The 20,214-nt window shown below is 51.8% G+C and carries 17 protein-coding genes; 10 read left to right on the top strand and 7 right to left on the bottom strand.

The genetic code is table 11. From position 1 onward, the window contains the following. Position 1: 1 nt before the first annotated feature. Positions 2 to 1,417, bottom strand: coding sequence for a flagellar biosynthetic protein FliO (locus tag PsAD46_RS22970; RefSeq protein ID WP_063292777.1), 1,416 nt, complete (start codon positions 1,415 to 1,417; stop codon positions 2 to 4). 445 nt (positions 1,418 to 1,862) lie between these two features. Here PsAD46_RS22970 and flgB point away from each other — a divergent pair, with 445 nt between their 5' ends. From flgB to PsAD46_RS22935, 7 genes are all read left to right on the top strand, one after another. Further along, complete coding sequence (flgB, locus tag PsAD46_RS22965) at positions 1,863 to 2,270, top strand: flagellar basal body rod protein FlgB (protein ID WP_082827033.1); 408 nt, start codon at positions 1,863 to 1,865, stop codon at positions 2,268 to 2,270. Between the two features lie 54 nt (positions 2,271 to 2,324). Next, complete coding sequence (gene flgC / locus PsAD46_RS22960) at positions 2,325 to 2,735, top strand: flagellar basal body rod protein FlgC (protein WP_108818255.1); 411 nt, start codon at positions 2,325 to 2,327, stop codon at positions 2,733 to 2,735. A gap of 35 nt (positions 2,736 to 2,770) precedes the next feature. Continuing rightward, on the top strand, positions 2,771 to 3,079 hold the full coding sequence (locus PsAD46_RS22955) for a flagellar hook-basal body complex protein FliE (RefSeq protein ID WP_208860463.1): 309 nt from the start codon (positions 2,771 to 2,773) through the stop codon (positions 3,077 to 3,079). 57 nt (positions 3,080 to 3,136) lie between these two features. Then, positions 3,137 to 3,403, top strand: coding sequence for a flagellar biosynthesis protein FliQ (fliQ, locus tag PsAD46_RS22950; protein ID WP_057462613.1), 267 nt, complete (start codon positions 3,137 to 3,139; stop codon positions 3,401 to 3,403). A gap of 43 nt (positions 3,404 to 3,446) precedes the next feature. Further along, entirely contained in the window at positions 3,447 to 4,220 is a 774-nt protein-coding gene (gene fliR / locus PsAD46_RS22945) for a flagellar biosynthetic protein FliR (RefSeq protein WP_063289596.1), read from the top strand. Positions 4,221 to 4,231: 11 nt separating this feature from the next. Then, positions 4,232 to 5,308, top strand: coding sequence for a flagellar biosynthesis protein FlhB (flhB, locus tag PsAD46_RS22940; RefSeq protein WP_057462611.1), 1,077 nt, complete (start codon positions 4,232 to 4,234; stop codon positions 5,306 to 5,308). Positions 5,309 to 5,403: 95 nt separating this feature from the next. Continuing rightward, on the top strand, positions 5,404 to 7,968 hold the full coding sequence (locus PsAD46_RS22935) for an ATP-binding protein (protein WP_063303470.1): 2,565 nt from the start codon (positions 5,404 to 5,406) through the stop codon (positions 7,966 to 7,968). A 171-nt stretch (positions 7,969 to 8,139) separates the two neighbouring features. Here PsAD46_RS22935 and PsAD46_RS22930 read toward each other — a convergent pair whose 3' ends face one another. The 3 genes from PsAD46_RS22930 to PsAD46_RS22920 form a co-directional block, all read right to left on the bottom strand. Next, positions 8,140 to 8,607, bottom strand: coding sequence for a hypothetical protein (locus tag PsAD46_RS22930; protein ID WP_063303579.1), 468 nt, complete (start codon positions 8,605 to 8,607; stop codon positions 8,140 to 8,142). Positions 8,608 to 9,000: 393 nt separating this feature from the next. Continuing rightward, positions 9,001 to 9,915, bottom strand: a complete 915-nt coding sequence (locus PsAD46_RS22925) for a pseudouridine-5'-phosphate glycosidase (protein ID WP_063292774.1) — start codon at positions 9,913 to 9,915, stop codon at positions 9,001 to 9,003. A 32-nt stretch (positions 9,916 to 9,947) separates the two neighbouring features. Then, on the bottom strand, positions 9,948 to 10,871 hold the full coding sequence (locus PsAD46_RS22920; protein ID WP_063292773.1) for a PfkB family carbohydrate kinase: 924 nt from the start codon (positions 10,869 to 10,871) through the stop codon (positions 9,948 to 9,950). Between the two features lie 301 nt (positions 10,872 to 11,172). Between PsAD46_RS22920 and recA the strand changes: the two genes are divergently transcribed. From recA to PsAD46_RS22905, 3 genes are all read left to right on the top strand, one after another. Beyond that, positions 11,173 to 12,237, top strand: coding sequence for a recombinase RecA (recA, locus tag PsAD46_RS22915; RefSeq protein WP_057462600.1), 1,065 nt, complete (start codon positions 11,173 to 11,175; stop codon positions 12,235 to 12,237). 190 nt (positions 12,238 to 12,427) lie between these two features. After that, positions 12,428 to 15,088: an alanine--tRNA ligase gene (gene alaS, locus PsAD46_RS22910; RefSeq protein ID WP_063292772.1), complete on the top strand. Its 2,661-nt coding sequence runs from the start codon at positions 12,428 to 12,430 to the stop codon at positions 15,086 to 15,088. A gap of 189 nt (positions 15,089 to 15,277) precedes the next feature. After that, entirely contained in the window at positions 15,278 to 16,453 is a 1,176-nt protein-coding gene (locus PsAD46_RS22905) for a cyclic nucleotide-gated ion channel (protein ID WP_063292771.1), read from the top strand. On the opposite strand, the gene PsAD46_RS22900 is transcribed toward PsAD46_RS22905, so the two are convergent. The 3 genes from PsAD46_RS22900 to PsAD46_RS22890 form a co-directional block, all read right to left on the bottom strand. Beyond that, positions 16,443 to 17,423 carry a glycerophosphodiester phosphodiesterase family protein gene (locus tag PsAD46_RS22900; RefSeq protein ID WP_057462597.1) on the bottom strand — a complete coding sequence of 327 codons (981 nt, stop codon included), beginning with the start codon at positions 17,421 to 17,423 and terminating at the stop codon, positions 16,443 to 16,445. The genes PsAD46_RS22905 and PsAD46_RS22900 overlap by 11 nt on opposite strands. 200 nt (positions 17,424 to 17,623) lie before the next feature. After that, entirely contained in the window at positions 17,624 to 18,745 is a 1,122-nt protein-coding gene (locus tag PsAD46_RS22895) for a hypothetical protein (protein ID WP_063292770.1), read from the bottom strand. A gap of 184 nt (positions 18,746 to 18,929) precedes the next feature. Next, positions 18,930 to 20,147 carry an NADP-dependent isocitrate dehydrogenase gene (locus PsAD46_RS22890; RefSeq protein WP_057462595.1) on the bottom strand — a complete coding sequence of 406 codons (1,218 nt, stop codon included), beginning with the start codon at positions 20,145 to 20,147 and terminating at the stop codon, positions 18,930 to 18,932. Between the last annotated feature and the right edge of the window lie 67 nt (positions 20,148 to 20,214).

Genomic DNA, 20,214 nt, shown 5'->3' with positions numbered 1-20,214 from the left:
ATTATTTTGTGTTGGCCTCAATGTCATCTAGCAGGTCTGCCATTTCCTTTGCGATGCCATCTACAGCTTCGCTGGGATCATCTTTAGGTGATGTTTTCTCTGCTTTTTTAGGAGCAGCTTCGGAAGCTACCGGCTTTTCTGCCTTCACTTCCTGCTTTGCTGGTTTCTCAGCTTCAGGTGCCTTTTCCGGCTTAGCTGGCTTCTTGGCTTTTGCTTTGCTGGCGGCTTTTTCCTTTGCCTTGGCTGGCTCGGGCTTCTGCTCTGCAGCAGGTGTTGGCGTTGCCTCTGCTTTTTCAGCTGGAATAGCTGCTGGTGCTGCGTCAGCTTTTGTCTCTTCTGGCTTCAGCGCAGGCTTTTCAGCAGCAGCTTCAGCTTTTGCGACAGGCTTTTCGGCAGCAGCCTCAGGTTTTGGCGCGTCTTTCTTCTCTTCCTGCACTTTGGCTGGCGTCTCAGTTACCCGAGGGCGCATGAAAGCACTTGCTGCGTTCGCTGCCGGACCGTTCAAAGGCGGTTTCATTGCCGCTTTTGGAATAGGCTTGGATGCTGCCGGTGCTTCTGGCTGTGGCGCTTCCGGTTTAGGCGCAGACTTTTCTGCAGGTTTCTCTGCTACTGGTGCGATCGGCTCCGCCTGCTTCACGGCTGGGCTTGGCTGAGAGGGGCTGAGTGAGCGTGGTGAGGCTGGACGAGCTGGAGACGGGCGTGCTGTTATTGGGCGTGCCGCTACTTTTTGAACGCCGCGTGCGCCGCCAATGGTTGGCGTCTGCAAAGCAGCTGGTCTTACCGGACGCGCAGATGCCATGTGCCCTGCTGCTGCAGCTTGAGGAATTGGCGCTGCCTGAGGCACTGCAACAACTTTTTCTTTGATTGCTGCTGGCGCCGGGGCAGGTGCTGTCGCTACAGGTTGTACAGGTGCCTTTACTTCAGGCTGCTGCTTTGGAACAGGGCGACTTGCAGGTGCAGGTTTGACCTCTGCCGTTACTGGTGCGGTGTCTTCACCCCAGTTCAGGCGTGCTGTTGGTTCTTCTGAAGAGGGCGTTTGTTCTGGTGATGCCGGTGTGGTGCCGACTTGCCCATTGCCTGTAAACATCTGTCCGCGAGGCGGGGCCGAGACCGGCATGCCACGAATGATGCCTTGCTCAACAACAACGTCATTAGCGCCCCCGATCATGATGAGGTGCTCAACATTGTCTCGGCGGACAAGCAGTAATCTGCGCCGCGCGTCGATATCGGTCGCATCCATGATTGCAAGACGAGGTTGGCGACTTCGCGACCCCTTGTAACTGGTTCTTGCTAAGCGCTTCAAAAGCGGAATGCAGACCGCGATGAGAACCGCGATAATCAACATCGCCAGTACGACAGCAAGAAGCTGTGCGCTTCCCTGCGACATACCAGTGGTTTGGGCCAGCCAGTCAGGCATGAATGTTCCTCAACTCGTATTCAGCATTCAGCGGACTGCTCTTTTGATAAAACAGCCCGGAATTGGGGTACGAATCCCCGCATTAACTCATGCGCGCATTTGTAACCTATAGTTTATGTAGAATGAACAGTTCACAGGGATGAAGTTGGTGGCGTTACCCGAGTTTTTACGCGAAAATCACGAAATTGCACTTTTGGACGGGTGAATTTTGCTGGCTCGGCAAAATTTTCCACTTCTCAGGCCACAATTCTTAATAGGTGCTAAAGCCCATGATTCTTTTCAGTGCTCTGATGTGCTCGGAATTTCGGTAGTGCTCTGCTTTTTAAGGATTCTTCGGTGCGTAAATATTAATAGAACCTTAATGTTAACTTTTTGTTAACCATTGCCTAGGCACTTTCTACCTAGTTTAATTTACCAAATCTGTTCTCATAGGTTGTGCTGTCAGATGGCCTTAACTGATCTTCCGATGTTTCAGGCGTTGCGCCAAAAGATGCAATGGCACCAACAACGTCAGGGTGTACTGGCTGAAAATGTTGCCAATGCAGATACGCCTGGTTACCGCAGCAAGGACCTGAAGGATCTGAGCTTTGGTGACATGGTCCAGGCCGAGGCTGGATCTGGTGCGTTGCGTCCTGTGGCGACAAATGCCGGGCACATTACAAGTGGCGGGATCAGCGCTGGTGTCGGGACGAAAGTAAGCAAGGCTTCCAGCTTTGAAAGAACTCCAGACGGCAACAGTGTGGTTCTTGAAGAGCAGATGATGAAGATCGCCGAGAACCAGATCGACTATCAGACAGCAACAAGCCTTTATACGCGCAGCCTTGGCATGTTCAAGACCGCGCTGAGACGATGAGTGAGAGCAGTTGCCTTGGTGTGATGAGCACTGAGGTTAATGTGGGAGGAACCCATGGATTTTATTAAGTCGATGTTTATTGCGGCGTCCGGGCTGAAGGCTCAGACAGGTCGCATGCGGGTGATCGCAGAGAACATTGCCAACGCTGATTCCACCGGCCAGACACCGGGTGAGGATCCGTATCGCCGCAAGGTTCCCACATTCACAAACAGTTTTGACAGCAAGGTGGAAGCTGAGCTGGTGAAGCTTGGCAAGGTGCGTGAAGACCAGAGCGAGTTCAAGCTTCGGTATGAACCGGACCACCCGGCTGCGAATGACAAAGGCTACGTGAAGATGCCGAATGTGAGTACGCTGGTTGAGATGGCGGATATGCAGGAAGCGACCCGCTCTTATGAAGCGAACCTGAATGTGGTGAAGTCTTCACGTTCCATGATGCAGAAAACGCTCGATATTCTTAGAGGTTGATGACCGGTTGGCTGATACCGGAAGGAGATACAATCATGTCTAATGCTTCTATTGCTGCAAGTGCTTATGCAAACACAGCAAAACTGAGCAATCCACTTGAAGCTGCCAGTGAGAGCGGTGACAAAAGCGGTGCTTTTGGCAATATGGTGCAGTCTGCGATCAGCGAGATCAATGAGGGTGGTCAGGTTGCTGACGTGCAGTCCCTTAACCTGTTGCAGGGCAAAGCCAATGTGGTGGATGTGGTGACAGCGGTTGCCGAGACTGAGCTTGCTCTGGAGACCGTTGTTTCGGTTCGTGACCGCGTTATTTCTGCGTATGAAGAAATTATGCGGATGCCAATCTAACAGCTTGGCTATATGTGTCAGTGCCAAGGTGATGAGCGAGAGGGTGGTTAAAGCAGGATGAGCGGAGCAGAAGTGCTGGATATTGCCAGCGAGGGCATATGGACGCTTATTCTGGTGTCGTCTCCTGTGATGCTTATCGGGCTTCTGGTTGGTGTGATTGTAGCGCTGTTTCAGGCGCTGACACAAATTCAGGAACAGACGCTGGTGTTTGTTCCTAAGATCCTGAGTATCTTTATTGCGTTGCTCGTGACACTTCCTTTCATGGGGGAGTTGATGAATTCTTTTACAAACCGCATTGCCGGGTTGATTATCTCCGGATATTGAGCGAGATACAGCGCAGGGCGGCGCGCATTCTGGGGGCAAATTTGTGACGGTCAATCTGGATTTTCTACCGGTGATCGTTATGGGTTTCCTGCTGATGTTTGCGCGCATCGGCACAATGTTTATGCTCGTGCCCGCCTTTGGCGAATCCTTCATTCCAGTCCGTGTCCGCCTGACCATCGCGCTTTTGATGACTTACGTGCTAGCGCCCATCAATGCTGATCTTTATCCGCCAGATGCCATGAGCAGTCTGCCACGTCTGCTGGGTTTGCTGGGCGGGGAGCTTTTGGTGGGGTTCTTCATCGGTCTGTCGATGAAGCTGATTTCCTACGCCCTTTCTACTGCTGGTACGATCATGGCCAACCAGTCGGGTCTTGCCTTTGCGATGGGCGGTGATGCGACGAACTCTGGTCAACAAGGCGCGCTGATGGGCAACTTTCTGAACGTGCTTGGCATCTGCATGGTGTTTGTCACCAACCTGCATTATGTGATGATTGCTGCCATGCAGGACAGTTTCACGCTGTTTCCTCCCGGTAATCCGTTGCCGGTTGGGGACCTCTCAGCGCAGGCGATTGCGACGGTGTCGCACATGTTCTCTGTTGCCCTTCGCATGGGTGCGCCGTTCATTGTTGTCGGGATCGTGTTTTACTTCAGTCTGGGCCTGCTGAATAAGCTGATGCCACAGATGCAGATCTTCTTCATCGCCATGCCGGTCAATATTCTGATCGGGTTTGGTATCTTCCTGTTGCTGCTTTCAACGCTGATGGGTTTTTACCTGACGGAGTTCCGAAATGCGCTTCAGCCGTTCCTGCTGAATTAACGAGGGATGTGATGGCTGAAGATACCGACGATTCGGAGAAAACCGAGGACCCCACCCAAAAACGGCTCGATGATGCATTCGAGAAAGGGGACATACCGAAATCGCAGGAAGTGAGTGCCTGGTTCTCGTTGCTGGGGACCGCTTTGGTGATTTCTTTCCTCGCGCCTGCGATGGTTGGGGGCATTTCTACCATTTTAAAGGGCTTTTTTGCCCATGCTGACACGATTGCTGTTGATCCGGGTGCTCTTGTTTTCCTTTTAGAAATAACTGGGCCTGAAATACTTGGTGTGGTGGCACTGCCTTTGCTCACACTTCTGGTGCTCGCCGTTGTTGGCAATGTGGTTCAACACAAACCACTTTGGACAGCTGAACGGTTGAAGCCGAAGTTGAACAAGATCTCGCCGCTTTCAGGAATGAAGAGGTTGTTCTCTAAAGACAGTCTTGCGAACTTTCTGAAAGGGCTCGTAAAGATCATCGCGGTTGCTGTGGTTGTCTTTCTGGTGCTGTGGCCGGAAAGAGACCGTCTGGATACTGTGGTGTTCAGAGAAACGGGCCTTGTGCTGGAGGAGGTCCGCGAACTTGCTATTATGGTGATTGGAGCAATTCTTGCGCTTATGACTGTTGTTGCCGGAGCCGATTTGGTGTGGCAACGGAAAAAATGGTTCGAAAAGCAAAAGATGACCCAGCAGGAAGTTAAAGAGGAATACAAGCAATCTGAGGGTGATCCCAAGATTAAAGCCAAAATTCGAGAGTTGCGCCTTCAGCGTTCACGCAACAGAATGATGGCAAGTGTGCCGGATGCGACGGTTGTTATTACAAACCCGACCCACTACGCGGTTGCCCTGAGTTATGAAGAGGGCATGGGAGCACCGCAATGTGTTGCGCTTGGGGTGGATGAACTGGCGCTCCGCATACGAGAGGTTGCGAAGGAATCCGATGTGCCGATCGTGGAGAACCCACCGCTGGCACGTGCGTTGTATGCAACGATAGAATTGAATGATTATGTGCCTGAGGAGCACTACGCCGCGGTTGCGAAGGTGATTGGTTATGTCATGCAACTGCGTAAAAAGAAGAGCTGGCGGTCTTAACGGCACATGCGTGCCGGAGTGTCGGCTTTGGAGCGGACTATTCTCATGGCGCGATGGAGTCAAATCGTCTGCGGGGCAGCCGTAGAGAGGGTAAGATGACGAAGACCGAAGCGCGGCGACCTGAGCCGGTGATAGACAGGACAGACAAGGGAGGCAGCCTTGGGGCCTTGATGCTGCTTGCATTAGGACTTGTTGCAGCGACAGCCGCCTTCGCGTTGATGCGCAAGGAACAGGCGGAGCCCTATATTTTGGGGCTCCTGGGTGTTCTGGCCGTTGTCGGGGTGTTCTCTCTCTTTGCTATGGCCATTGGCCTTTTACGGTTCATCTCCAAAACCCATCGCAATCCACTTGCTGAATCCTTCATGAATTCGCTGGATGATGGTGTTCTGCTTGCTGATCATAATGGCCGTATCATCTATGCCAACCAGTCCTATGCTGAGTTGACGGGTGCGCGTGGACCTGCGGATGTGCGCACGGTGGAGCGGGTGTTTTCGTCAGACCCGGATGCTGCTGATGCCATATTCCGGCTGTCGCAAGCGGTGCGGAGCGGACGATATGCAACAGAAGAAGTGCGCCTGCCGAATGCGGTTGGTGAGGTTGCCAGCGGGGCTCGTTGGTATCGCATCAGTGTTCGGCCACTGGATCAGGATGCAGCGGTTGGCGTTGAAAGCGGCATCACCATCTGGCAGGTCTCTGATATTACGCGTGACCGAACCGAACAGGAAAACTCCTTCCAGGAGCTGCAGAGAGTTATCAACTTCCTTGACCATGCGCCCTGCGGGTTCTTCTCCTCTGACAGCACAGGCAAGCTGGTCTACTTGAATGCGACACTTGCTGACTGGCTTGGCTATGATCTGACCCAATTCATCTCCGGCGAACTGTCTTTGAAAGACATCGTGCGCGGAGAAGGGGCAGCTCTTGTTGAGGCGCTGCTGGGCTCTGAGGGTGAAGTTAAGACCGAGAGCTTTGATATTGATCTGGTGACCCGCAATGGCACCGGTCTGCCTGTGCGCCTTGTGCACCGTGTTCCGTTTGGAGCTGATGGGCTTGCTGGTGACAGTCGTACGCTTGTGATCAATCGCTCTGCGGGCAATGATGATGAAGAGGCGCTGCGGGCTGCAGAGGTTCGCTTCTCACGCTTCTTCAACAACACACCTGTCGCGATTGCCTCTATCGACAAGAATGGCCTTGTGGAGCGCACCAATGGCCCGTTCATGCGTTTGTTCGAGCAGGGTGAAGGCCTTGGCAAGGATGTGAAGCTCACCGAGTTCGTCGTTGAAACTGACCGCGTTGCTCTGCAAAGTGCGCTGGAGGAAGCTGCGCTGGGCAAGAGCGAGATTGCGCCGCTTGATGTCTCGCTTAAAGGAAATGGCGATCCGCGCTCCGCGACCTTCTACGTTTCTGCAGTGCAGGACAGTCAGGCCGGTGAAGATGCTGCGGTGATCTATGTTCTGGAAACCACCCAGCAGCGCGCGCTTGAAGCTCAGTTTGCCCAGAGCCAAAAGATGCAGGCGATCGGTCAGCTGGCGGGTGGTGTTGCGCATGATTTCAACAACGTTCTGACTGCTATTATCGGGTTCTCTGATCTGCTGCTGGCAAGCCACCGGCCTACAGATCCGGCGTTCCAGGATATCATGAACATCAAGCAGAATGCGAACAGGGCCGCCGGTCTTGTGCGTCAGTTGCTCGCGTTCTCCCGCCGTCAGACCTTGCGCCCGCAGGAGCTCGCACTTGCTGATGTGCTTGCTGATGTTTCTATTCTTCTGGACCGTCTGCTTGGCGAGAAGATTGAGCTGAAGTTGGTACATGGCCGGGAGCTGTGGCCTGTGATGGCGGATGTGAACCAGCTTGAGCAGGTGATCGTCAACCTTGCTGTGAACGCCCGTGATGCGATGGAAGGTGGAGGCGAAGTCTCCATCCGCACGCTTAATGTGGAAGAGGCTGTTTCCAAAACCTATGAGAACACGCGCGGTATGCCACCGGGTGAGTATGTGCTCATTGAAGTTGCCGATAATGGCCATGGCATGTCGCAGGACGTGATGGACAAGATCTTTGAGCCGTTCTTCTCGACCAAAGATGTTGGTAAAGGAACGGGTCTTGGGCTTTCCACTGTTTATGGCATTGTGAAGCAGACTGGTGGCTATGTGTTCTGCACCAGTGAAGTTGGTGTGGGTACGACGTTCCGCATCTTCCTGCCGCGTCACATCTCCACTGAAAAGGAAGAGGTGGTTGAGGTTAAGCCGGAACAGGAAGTAACAGAGGCTGACCTGACTGGTTCGGCAACCATTCTTCTTGTTGAGGATGAGGAGGCTGTGCGAGCCTTTGCTGCGCGCGCATTAGGTGGCCGCGGCTATGAGGTTTATGAAGCAGGTTCCGGCACTGAGGCATTGGAAGTGATGGAAGAAACAGGCGGGGCGATTGACCTTGTGGTTTCTGACGTGGTGATGCCGGAAATGGATGGGCCAAGCCTGCTTATTGAGCTGCGCAAGACGCGTCCTGACCTGAAGATCATCTTTATCTCTGGCTATGCTGAGGATGCCTTTGAGAAGAACTTGCCTGCTGAGGAGAGTTTCACCTTCTTGCCGAAGCCGTTCACACTCAAGCAGCTTGCAACAACCGTGAAAGAAACTCTGGAAGCCAAGACGCAAGAACGCGCCTAAAGCAGTTCGCATTTAAGTTGAAACATCTGAACTGCTTTAGCCTTTGTTTTTGCGTATCTTTATCCGAAAACCGGTTTCCACTTTTCGGAGATACGCTGTAGTTTCTTACTCTTTAATGCAAAAGGCCGGAGAGCTGTGAAGCTTTCCGGCCTTTTTTTGAATTCTTGATGCTTAGCAGCCTGCAGATGATTCCGCATTGGACTTCAAACGTTGAAGGCTCTGCATGGAACCCGGATTTCCTGGAAGTTGGAAAGACTGTTCTTGCGGGGTGTAGATGTTGTTGACCAGTGCAAGGTCCTGAACAACATTTGTACGGCACTGTGCGCCAGAGAAGCGCACACGAATGCGGTAGGCGCGCTCACCGGAGTCAGAGGCGCCGAACTCGTTATCTAAAACAGCGTTTTCGCCGCGTACATAGCTTTCCATCACCACCATGTTTTGTTCGTTCTGCTGCACGATGGTGCCGCGTGCGCTTGCGCTATCGACCAGTGTTTTGCGAACAGTTTCAGGAGACGCGTTGATCTGAATGGTTTGAGAATCTGCGTCCGCGCGAATAGTTGGCTGACCACTGCGATTGGATGGGCCGCTTTGGCAAGCCGCGAGAGCTGCAGTTAATCCGATAAAAATGAGTTTCTTCATAGCGTAAATCCTGCGGGTGACAAAAACAGAAGCAGCTGCCGCCAACCGCGCAATTCTGTTTGGCGTGATTTCAATGGAGCCACCCATTAAATGGGATCGGCCTTTCTCGCATATGCCCGCCTGATGGCGTTTTGATGAGCACTATATGACCACAAGATGCAGATGCGCCAATAGAAACACAGAGATGTAAAATTCTATAGCTTTAGAACACCTAAAATAATCGGGACCGAAAAACAACGGAATCTTTCGATCAAAGAGATGTGAAAGCCTCTGCATGATTTGAGTTGACTACACGTGTTGAGGTGCTTTTGAAAAATGGTGCTGATCGTACATAAAAAATCCGGGCTGGAAGGACCAACCCGGATTTGCATCATTGCTTAATTTGAGAGCTGCTTACGCAGTCAAACCACAAGCGATTTTCGTAGCAAGCTTTGCGTTGTTTTTAACCAGCGCAATGTTGGTTGCGAGGCTGCGGCCATTGGTGCGCTCGAAAATGTCTTGCAGCACAAATGGAGTGACTTCCTTGCCGGTGATGTTCTGCTCTTCTGCTGCCTGAATGGAGGCATCAATGAACACCTGCATTTCGTCAGATGGGATTTCATCTTCAACAGGTACCGGGTTGGTGACGAGCATGCCGCCGTGGTCGCCAAATGTTTCGCGGAACTTGATGAGCTTGGAGATGTCTGAAGCATCGTCCAGGCTGTAAGGCGCTTTGATCTTTGAATCGCGGGACCAGAAAGCAGGTACGTTTTCACAGCTGAAACCAATGACTGGCACGCCGCGTGTTTCCAGAACTTCCAGTGTCTTTGGAATGTCGAGCAGGGCTTTTGCACCTGCGGAAACAACACAAACTGGAGTGCGGGACAGCTCATCCAGGTCTGCTGAGATATCGAAGCTGGTTTCTGCGCCTTTATGGACACCGCCGATGCCACCGGTTGCGAACACGCGGATGCCAGCTGCGTGCGCCGCCATCATGGTTGCTGCTACGGTTGTGGAGCCGTTTTTACCCAGCGCCATAGCGAAGGAAAGGTCTGCGCGGGAGCACTTCATGACGTCTTTGGCGTTTGCCAGTTCTTCCAGAGTGCTGTCTTCCAGACCCACATGCAGCTCGCCATTCAACACAGCGATTGTCGCAGGGACTGCGCCACCGTCACGGATGATCTGTTCTACTTCGCGGGCAGTTTCAACGTTTTGCGGGTACGGCATGCCATGGGTAATGATGGTGGACTCCAGCGCAACAATAGGGGCGCCATTGCTCAGAGCATCTGCAACTTCTTTTGAATGATGGATTTTAATTGAACTTCCCATGGTTTTCCCAGTCTTTCGTATGTTGTTGGTGCTTAGGCATGTTCTAATAAACGAGCTTTAAGCGATTGGGGTGAAAGCGTTTCTGGCGCAGCGCCGGTCGCTTCCACTGTAATTGATGCAGAGGCAAGACCGCTTTTTACTGCTGAAACCGGGGCTTCATTGAGGCAACTTGCATAAAGAAAGCCTGCAATGAAGGCATCACCGGCACCGGTGACATCTACGGGAACAACAGAAAATGGAGTGTGCGAGCTTGTGCTGTCTGCACAGTGAAGAGCCAGTGGCTTGTTGGAATTGCTGACCAGAACAGTAGGAATGCCCGCAGCTGCCAGCTTTCGAGCTAGTTCTTCTGCTGAGAATTCTCCTGGTTTGCACTCCAAAAGAGCTGTGGCTTCATCTGTGTTGGTAAAAAGAATGTCGATGTTTGAGAGGAGGGGACGCAGTTTGGGCGCCTTCGCAATCGAGACAGTGTCTGCTGCGAGAAGGTGATGCTCCTTGGCATTGGCAAGTGAGAGAAGCGTTGCTTCTTCCAGATTGGTTTCACAGAGCCAGATATCGCAGTCCAGCAGAGCCTGCGGGATTGGATTTGCTTCTGAGAAACTTACCTTTGCTGTGATCTCACTGTCTGAAATTGCGGAGAACAATGTGCCATCCGGATTGTGAAGTGCCAGATAGGATCCTGTTCGACCGTCTGCGACAGTGGTGATACTGGAGGTATCAATCCCGCAGTCTGTCAGACTTTTTGCGAGGAATGCTCCGTCTGCATCGTCCCCCAGACATCCATGCATTGTTGGTTGCATGCCCAGCCGGGCCATTGCGCGTGCAATGTTTGCTCCAACACCTCCAGCACGGGACATAATTTTCCCGGGTGTTGAGGTGTCCGGCTTGAATGGTCGATCTGCATGGGCAATCCTGTCCAGATGGATTGCTCCGATTACTCCGACCTTTTTAGTGGACATAACCAATTCTCCTCCCGACATCGAAAGACAGTTGATATGCAATGTGGTTGGCCAAAGCAAGCTACGAGCAAATACAGACTGTGGGTGATGTATCAAAAGTGCATTTTGCTGTTTGATTCCAGAAGCGGTCCTCCAAACAGGTGTCGGGAAAAGTTATCTACATGTTGAACAATAAGAGAACACATTGAAATTAATCCATTTTTATTAGTTAGTTATCAGGTATTGCGAAGTTGGAACAAAATGAGTACAAATAACTGACTTTGAAACTACGCGTCCATCGTGGAATAAGGGATGAGAACGTATGGCACAAACTTCACTTCGCCTTGTTGAGGGCAATCAGATGGACAAGAATAAAGCACTGGATGCAGCGCTTTCCCAAATTGAACGAGCCTTTGGTAAAGGCTCCATTATGCGCATGGGCCAGGGGCAGGCCGTAGAAATCCAGAGCGTCTCGACTGGTTCTCTCAGTCTTGATATCGGCCTTGGAATCGGCGGGCTCCCAAAAGGGCGTATTGTTGAGATCTATGGACCTGAAAGCTCCGGTAAAACCACGCTGGCTTTGCACACAGTTGCCTGTGCGCAGCAAGGAGGCGGGATTTGCGCCTTTATTGATGCTGAACATGCGCTGGATCCGATTTATGCACGCAAGCTTGGTGTGAATATTGATGACCTGCTCATCTCTCAGCCGGATGCTGGTGAACAGGCACTTGAGATCGCCGATACGCTGGTTCGCTCTGGTGCGATTGATGTGCTGGTGATCGATTCCGTTGCTGCGCTGACGCCAAAAGCAGAACTTGAAGGTGAGATGGGCGATTCGCTTCCTGGCCTGCAGGCTCGTTTGATGAGTCAGGCACTGCGCAAGCTGACCGCTTCCATTTCCAAATCCAACACCATGGTGATCTTCATCAACCAGATCCGCATGAAGATCGGTGTGATGTTTGGTTCGCCTGAGACGACAACCGGTGGTAACGCGCTCAAGTTCTATGCTTCTGTGCGTTTGGATATCCGCCGTATCGGTGCGATTAAAGATCGTGACGAAATTGTTGGTAACCAGACCCGCGTGAAAGTGGTGAAAAATAAGCTGGCGCCTCCATTCAAACAGGTTGAGTTTGACATCATCTACGGTGAAGGCATCTCCAAAATGGGAGAATTGCTGGATCTTGGTGTGAAAGGCGGCATTGTTGAGAAGTCAGGTGCGTGGTTCTCCTACAATAGCCAGCGGCTGGGGCAGGGGCGAGAGAACTCGAAAACCTTCCTGAAAGAGAATCCTGAACTGGCGGATGAGATTGAACTTGCTATCCGACAGAATGCAGGTTTGATCGCTGAAGCGATTGATGATCCGGAAAAAGCTGCGGAAAACCAATAGAGTTTAGAGGGGCTGGATTTATCCAGCCTCTTTTTTTGTAGGGTTTTATGGACAGATTTGCTGCATATGGCTAAAACGCGGCAGATACTAATTTTTTGTTGCATCGTTTTTGATGCGCATACCCTGCAATTTGGCGGCTGTGATTGTTGAAGTAGCTGCCCACTAGAAAACGAGACGGACATCAATACCTATGAGTGGCGTCAACGAAATTCGGTCGGCTTTTCTCGACTACTTTGCAAAGAACGGACACGAAGTTGTTCCTTCCAGTCCACTGGTGCCACGCAATGATCCGACATTGATGTTTACAAATGCGGGTATGGTGCCATTCAAGAACGTATTCACCGGTTTGGAAAAACGGGATTACGTGCGTGCAACATCTTCGCAAAAGTGTGTCCGCGCTGGCGGCAAGCACAACGATCTGGACAATGTTGGCTACACTGCGCGCCATCACACCTTCTTTGAAATGCTGGGCAACTTTTCCTTTGGAGATTACTTCAAGGAAAACGCTATTGAGCTGGCATGGAATCTGATCACCAAAGAATACGGGCTGCCGGCTGACAAGCTGTTGATCACCGTTTATTCCGAGGATGAAGAAGCATTCAAGATCTGGAAGAAGTTGACTGGCTTTGCTGATGAGAAAATCATCCGCATCCCAACCTCAGATAACTTCTGGGCCATGGGTGATACAGGTCCTTGTGGCCCATGCTCCGAGATCTTCTACGATCACGGCGAACATATCTGGGGTGGCCCTCCAGGATCTCCTGAGGAAGATGGTGATCGCTTTATCGAGATTTGGAATCTCGTGTTCATGCAGTACGAGCAGCTGCCAGAAAAGCGCATTGATCTGCCGCGTCCATCCATCGATACTGGCATGGGTCTTGAGCGTTTTGCTGCGATTATGCAGGGCGTGCATAACAACTATGAGATCGACCTCTTTAAGGCTCTGATTGCGAGCTCTGAGCATCTCACTGGTGTTGAAGCTGTTGGCAAAGCACAGGCGAGCCACCGGGTGATTGCAGATCACTTGCGATCCATGGCCTTCCTGATTGCTGATGGTGTTCTACCGTCCAATGAAGGTCGTGGTTACGTTTTGCGCCGCATCATGCGCCGCGCGATGCGCCATGCAAACCTTTTGGGTGCACAAGAGCCGGTCATCTTCAAGATGCTGCCTACTCTGGTTCGTGAAATGGGTCAGGCGTTCCCTGAGCTGCCACGTGCGGAAAAGCTCATTGAAGAGACAGTTCAGCTGGAAGAAAAGCGTTTCATCAAAACTCTTGAGCGGGGCCTTGGCCTGCTGGAAGATGCGACCAGTTCTTTGGGCTCCGGTGATCAGCTTGATGGTGAAACAGCGTTTAAGCTATATGACACCTTCGGCTTCCCGCTCGATCTGACACAGGATGCATTGCGCAGCCGTGAGATTGCGGTTGATACCGATGGGTTCAACACTGCCATGGAGCGCCAGCGTGCTGAGGCTCGTGCGGCGTGGTCAGGTTCCGGTGATGCTGCAACAGACGCCATCTGGTTCTCCATCAAGGAGAAAGCAGGCGCGACCGAGTTCCTCGGTTATGAGACTGAGAAGGCAGAAGGCGTTGTTTTGAACCTTGTGAAGGATGGTGAAGAAGTTACTTCTCTGAAGCAGGGTGAAGAAGGGTCTTTGATCCTTAACCAGACGCCGTTTTATGGCGAATCTGGTGGTCAGGTTGGCGACTGTGGTACCATGGTTGCAGATGGTGTTTCCCTTGCTGTCACCAACACGCAGAAGAAAGCTGACGGTCTGTTCGTCCATTTTGTTCGTGTTGAGAGCGGTGAAGTTAAGGTGGACGATGCGCTTGAGTTGGTTGTTGACCATTCTCGCCGCAGTGCTATTCGTTCCAACCACTCCGCAACGCACCTGGTTCACGAAGCATTGCGTGAAGTGCTTGGTACTCACGTTGCTCAGAAGGGCTCTCTGGTTACGCCAGAACGTCTGCGTTTTGACTTTTCGCATCCAAAGCCTGTCAGTGCTGAAGAAACTGTACGAGTTGAGGCTCTGGCCAACGAGATCGTGCTGCAGAACGGTGCTGTTGAGACTTCTTTGATGGAAGTTGATGAGGCGATTGAAGCTGGCGCGATGGCTCTGTTCGGTGAGAAGTATGGCGATGAAGTCCGTGTGGTTTCCATGGGTACGGCAACCACTGGCGAGAAAACCGGTAGGTCTTACTCCGTGGAACTTTGCGGTGGTACGCATGTGAAGCGCACTGGTGACATTGGTCTTGTGACTGTTGTTTCTGAAGGTGCTGTTGCTGCTGGTGTTCGCCGTATTGAAGCGCTTACTGGTGATGAAGCACGTAAGTATCTGGCAGAGCAGGATGCGCTGATGCGTGAGAGTGCTGGTTTGCTTAAGGTTGCTGCAGCTGACGTTCCTGCTCGCATTGCAAGCTTGCTGGATGAGCGCAAGAAGCTTGAGCGTGAACTGACGGACGCGAAGAAGAAACTTGCAATGGGCGGTGGCAGCTCCGATGGGGATGCCGGTGTTACTGAAGCGGGTAAGTTCAAGCTTATGGCTCGTGTTCTTGAAGGCATCAATCCGAAGGATCTCAAGTCTGTTGCCGATGAAGGCAAGACTGCGATTGGTTCCGGTGTTGTCGTGCTGATCAGCAAAGCGGAAGACGGAAAAGCTGCGATCGTTGTTGGCTCGACCAAGGATGTGAGTGAGACGGCCAGTGCGGTTGAGCTTGTTCGCATTGGTTCTGCTGCTCTTGGTGGTCGTGGTGGCGGTGGCCGTCCGGACATGGCGCAGGCTGGTGGCCCGGATGCAAGCAAGGCTGATGAGGCGATTGCTGCGATCAAGGCTCACCTTGAAACGCTGTAATACCGAACCAAAGATCTAAGAGTTGCAAAGGGGGGATTTAATCTCCCCTTTATTTTTTGCCAGTTAGTTTCGCCGGGTACCTCTTTTTACGGTTTGCGTGGGCCTGCAAAATGGTGAAGGGAGGTTTGTTGCTGTTGGGATTGCTTTATCTGTTTCTTCAAGTGCCTGGGAATTTTATTGGGGGCGTTGGTGGCACACTCCATCAAGTTGAAAGTTTATAATCTGCTGGAGCGCAGCAGTGCTGGTAACCGGCTTGCCAAGCAGATTGATGCTATTCTCATCATCTTTATTGTTGTGAATGTGGGACTTGCAGTCCTTGAGACGGAGCCAAGCATCGGAGAAGTGTATGTCTGGCAGATTTTTCTGCTGGATTTCATTGCTGGCTCAATCTTTGCCGTTGAATACCTGTTGCGGCTTTGGGTTTCAGACCTGCATCCTCCTTTGAGGAAATATGGTCCGTTCAAAGCGCGTGCTGTTTATGCGATGCAGCCGCTCTCGCTGGTTGATTTTGTGGCTGTTCTGCCTTTCTGGCTTTCGCTGTTCTTCGCCAGTATCAGTTGGAAATCGCTTGTTATTTTGCGTCTGTTGCGATTCCTGAAGATCGCGCGATACTCACCTGCTGTACGCTCTCTTATTTCTGCAGTTGTTGCTGAGCAGAGGGCGATTGTTGGCAGTCTGGTGCTGATTTTCGGGGTTGCTCTCGTGTCTGCAACGCTGCTTTACAGTGTTGAGCATGCCGCGCAGCCGGAGCATTTTGGTACTATTCCGAGTGCATTGTGGTGGGCGTTTTCAACTCTCACTACGGTTGGTTATGGTGACGTTGTGCCTGTCACAGCGATGGGTAAAACCATTGCCAGTCTGGTGATGTTGATGGGGTACTGCCTGTTTGCGCTGCCAGTTGGAATTGTTGGCACTGCGTTTGCGCGTGAGATCCATAGCAGAGATTTTGTGATCACCTGGGGTATGGTGGCCACCATACCGCTGTTTGAGCGCCTGTCTGCGATTGAGATCGCTGCAGTGACGGAGCTTTTACATTCGCACAGTGTGCCTGCTGGACAAACCATTTGTGAGAAGGGCGAGGATGGAGACAGCCTTTACCTGATTGCATCTGGTGAAGTGGAAGAAGTGTTTTCTGACCACCGTATTTTACATGGTGAGGGTGAGCATTTTGGCGAGGCATCGTTGTTTGCTCACCGCAAGCGAACGGCCAGCGCTGTTGCGCGAACACCCGTTCAGCTCATGGTCCTCAAGATGGAAGACCTGCGCCGCTTCATGGACCGTAAACCGGCTATAGCAAAGAAGATTATTGATGAAGCCATTGATGAGCGGAAGAGCCATCATACGGATGTGGAGTTCACTTCGTAATCTGGCCTTGGATGTACGGTGCGAGCACTTCGATTTTGTCCGTCCAGATGTATCCGTCGAAACTATCTGGCACCGCAGCAAGTTGTTCCGGTGTGTCTATGCCGCCACCGACCCCCTGTAATGTGAATGGGCCGGATGCGATGACCTCGCTGCCATATTCTTTGAGCCTTTGCTGGAACTTATGCGGCCAGCCCCATACAGCCCATGTGTAATTTGAGGGAACGCCGATGACCGTGCCTCTACACTCTTGCGGGACGTAACCACTCCAGCCGAGAGCAATGTATGCTTTTAAGCAGGCTTTGGTTTGGCGTTTGTCGAAGCCTACGATTTCCTCCGCGCTGTCTGCAATGCTCCAGGTGGGGGCGGATGCCCCATAGACGCCCCAGACTTGCGCTTTCCACTCAGGGTGCTTGTCAAGCTTCTCCTGCAGGAGTTCTGCCGAGAGCAGTTCTTTCTCCTTGAAGTTGATCAGGAATTTCTTGCCGGGAAGAGCACGGAAAACCTCTTCAAGTTCTGGCATTGCACCTATGCCGGTTCCTCTTAGAGGGTAGGTTTCTCCGCCATCTGCGGTGTAGCCATAGGCGATGTCCAGTGCTTTGAGTTTTGCAAGTGAATGAGATCTGGTGATGCCCAGTCCATTGGTGCGGCAATCCAGTGTCCAGTCATGAAAGACGGCAAGTTTGTTATCTGCGGTTGGATGTACATCCAGCTCGACAATATCTGCGCCAGCTTCAAATGCAGCCCGCATGGAGGCAATTGTGTTTTCCAAAAAGGAATGGGTAGGCGTGTTAATGCGCTCTGCTGTGCAAGTTTGGTTGGTCAACTCGTTGCGATGATAGGTCTGGTGGACGCCGCGATGAGCAATGAATCTGGGTTTGCCGGATGGAGTTTGGCTTGAAAGCCATGAAGCGTTGTAGAGATAGACCCCAGCAAATGCGAGGAGGAGCAGCAGAACAATCTTTTTAAACATAAGAGGCGCCGGATTGGAAACAGTGACCGTCCGCCTAGGTTGAAAGCGTAATGTGTTCTCACTTAGGCGTTGTTTTGGCGTACTCAAGATTTCGGCAGCGAGGGGCCGGTGAAGTCATGGGGAGCTTTGCGGCAATCAGGCAGATGCATGTCGAGATCTGGCAGGGAGCGTCAGAGCGGCTGTTCCGCTCCCTGTGAGCCTTATTGGTCTGAAGCGCAGCTTAGGGTCACTTGCTTATCTGCGGGGGAGTAGAAGTAGTTGCAGTGTTCGAAAAACAGCTGACCGCTGTTAAATAGCATCGGGCTAACATCCTGATGCCCTAAGGACCATCTGGCTGAGTGGCCGAGAGCCTGATTGCTCCCATAGCTTAGTGTCACCAGCGGTTCTTTGCTTTGCTTATTTACGTAAAGCTGCATCTCATAGTCTGACGTTTCAATCTGTCCGCTGTTAGGGCTGGTAGTGCAACACGGAGGCGTGGTCTTAGCTACTGAGACTATTCCATATGAAATACCAGTATCGGGGAGAACGCGGGTTGGTTGGGGACCGGTTGGCGGATAAACGACCTCGCCATTGGATTTGCTTGTGATTGCAAAGGGGAGGATAGGTGCGACCAAAGCCGTTGGATTTGTTGGTGATGCCGATAATGGAAGCGTAAGCGTTTTGCCCAGATTGGGGAGCGGGTTTTGAGTGGATGCCAGATAGACATCTATGCTGCTGTTGTTTGAGTACGTGCTTGTGAGGGCATAATTCTGGTTCTCGAAAGGGACGCCGTTGTCGTCTACCAGGTTAAGGAATGGATTTGTGGGATTGGCTTGATCTGCATCCACCTGGGAAATGCCATGGGGACTGTCAAAACCAACTCCCATCATGAAAACCTTAGGGTTGTGGTTACAGGTGGGGGCAGGTGTCTTTGAGCAGGTGGGCTTGTTCTTACTGTTTGGGCAATGCTGTACGGCGGCAAAGACCGGAAAGTTTTTGAGGTGTTTTGTAAGAGCCTTACCGGGCGTGCCAAACGAGAGATCACGATTGATTATGTATCCAGCATAGGTGTTCCCTGAGCTGGAGTAGGACAGGGTTGAGCAGGTGGAGCTGGCCAGCTCTTCAGCTGTGGGAATAAAAAAGCCAGCGGAGCCAACGATGCCGGTTGATCCTGTATCCATCACAAAGATCGAGTTCTTTTCTTCTCCTGATGGGGCTGTTGTTTGTATTTCCAGCTGGAAATACGGGCCAATTTTCTTGGCGGTTATGGCGTCATTATCCTGAGCTTGAGCAAAGTTTGCCAATCCCGCGCCGAGCAGTAACAGTAAGAGTTGTGGTTTCATCGACTGGATCCTTTTTGATTACGGTAGGGCCGTATTCGTGAAGGATGCATTGTTCGGTACTCCCTTGATTTAAAGGGAGTAGCAGACTTTCAATCGGTTTGCCCGACTGGCCTACGCAATTGTTTCGCCCACAAAAAAGGGTGCCTGGAGGCACCCTTTTCATAAATCAGCGCTTTGGCAGAACTTACGCAGCCGCCATAGCTTTCTGAAGGTTTTCGTCGACTTTGTCGAGGAAGCCAGTGGTGGTGAGCCACTTCTGTTCTGGACCTACGAGAAGAGCCAGATCTTTGGTCATGTGACCGCTTTCAACTGTATCGATACAGACCTGCTCAAGAGTTTCAGCAAACTTCTTCAGCTCAGCATTGTCGTCGAGTTTCGCGCGGTGCGCAAGGCCACGGGTCCATGCAAAGATAGATGCGATAGAGTTTGTGGAAGTGTCTTCACCTTTTTCATGCTGACGGAAGTGACGGGTCACTGTGCCGTGTGCAGCTTCTGCTTCAACGGTTTTGCCGTCTGGTGACATGAGAACGGAAGTCATCAGGCCAAGGGAACCGAAGCCCTGTGCAACGGTGTCGGACTGAACGTCGCCGTCGTAGTTCTTACAAGCCCAAACGTAACCACCGGACCACTTCATGGATGCAGCAACCATGTCATCGATGAGACGGTGCTCGTACCAGATTTTTTCTGCTTCGTACTTCTCTTTGAACTCAGCGTCATAGATTTCTTGGAAGATGTCTTTGAAGCGACCATCGTATACTTTGAGGATGGTGTTCTTGGTGGACAGGTAGCAAGGTACCTTACGGCCAAGAGCATAGTTCATGGAAGCACGGGCGAAGTCGCGGATGGAATCATCTAGGTTGTACATCGCCATTGCGATACCCGCTGAAGGAGCATCGAATACTTCGTGTTCAATCTCAGCGCCGTCGTCACCAACGAATTTGATGGACAGCTTGCCTTTGCCAGGGAATTTGAAGTCAGTCGCGCGGTACTGATCACCATATGCGTGACGGCCAACGATGATTGGCTGTGTCCAGCCTGGAACCAAACGTGGAACGTTAGACATGATGATTGGCTCGCGGAAGATAACGCCACCCAGGATGTTACGGATGGTGCCGTTTGGAGAGCGGTACATACGCTTCAGGTCGAATTCTTCAACGCGTGCTTCATCTGGAGTGATGGTTGCACACTTAACGCCAACGCCGTGTTCTTTGATTGCGTTTGCAGCATCAACGGTGATCTGATCGTCTGTTGCGTCGCGGGACTCAATGCCGAGGTCGTAGTACTTCAGATCGATGTCCAGGTAAGGATGGATCAGCTTGTCCTTGATGAACTGCCAAATGATGCGAGTCATCTCATCGCCGTCGAGCTCGACGACTGGATTTGCTACCTTGATCTTCGCCATATTAGTAGACCTCGTGTTTTTAGGTACATGAAAATGGAGCCTGAAGCGGCTCGAATTGCCATGTGTA

Origin of the sequence: Pseudovibrio sp. Ad46, assembly GCF_001623065.1 — a bacterium.
Lineage (GTDB): Bacteria > Pseudomonadota > Alphaproteobacteria > Rhizobiales > Stappiaceae > Pseudovibrio.
This window is presented reverse-complemented; position numbering and strand designations above follow the sequence as displayed.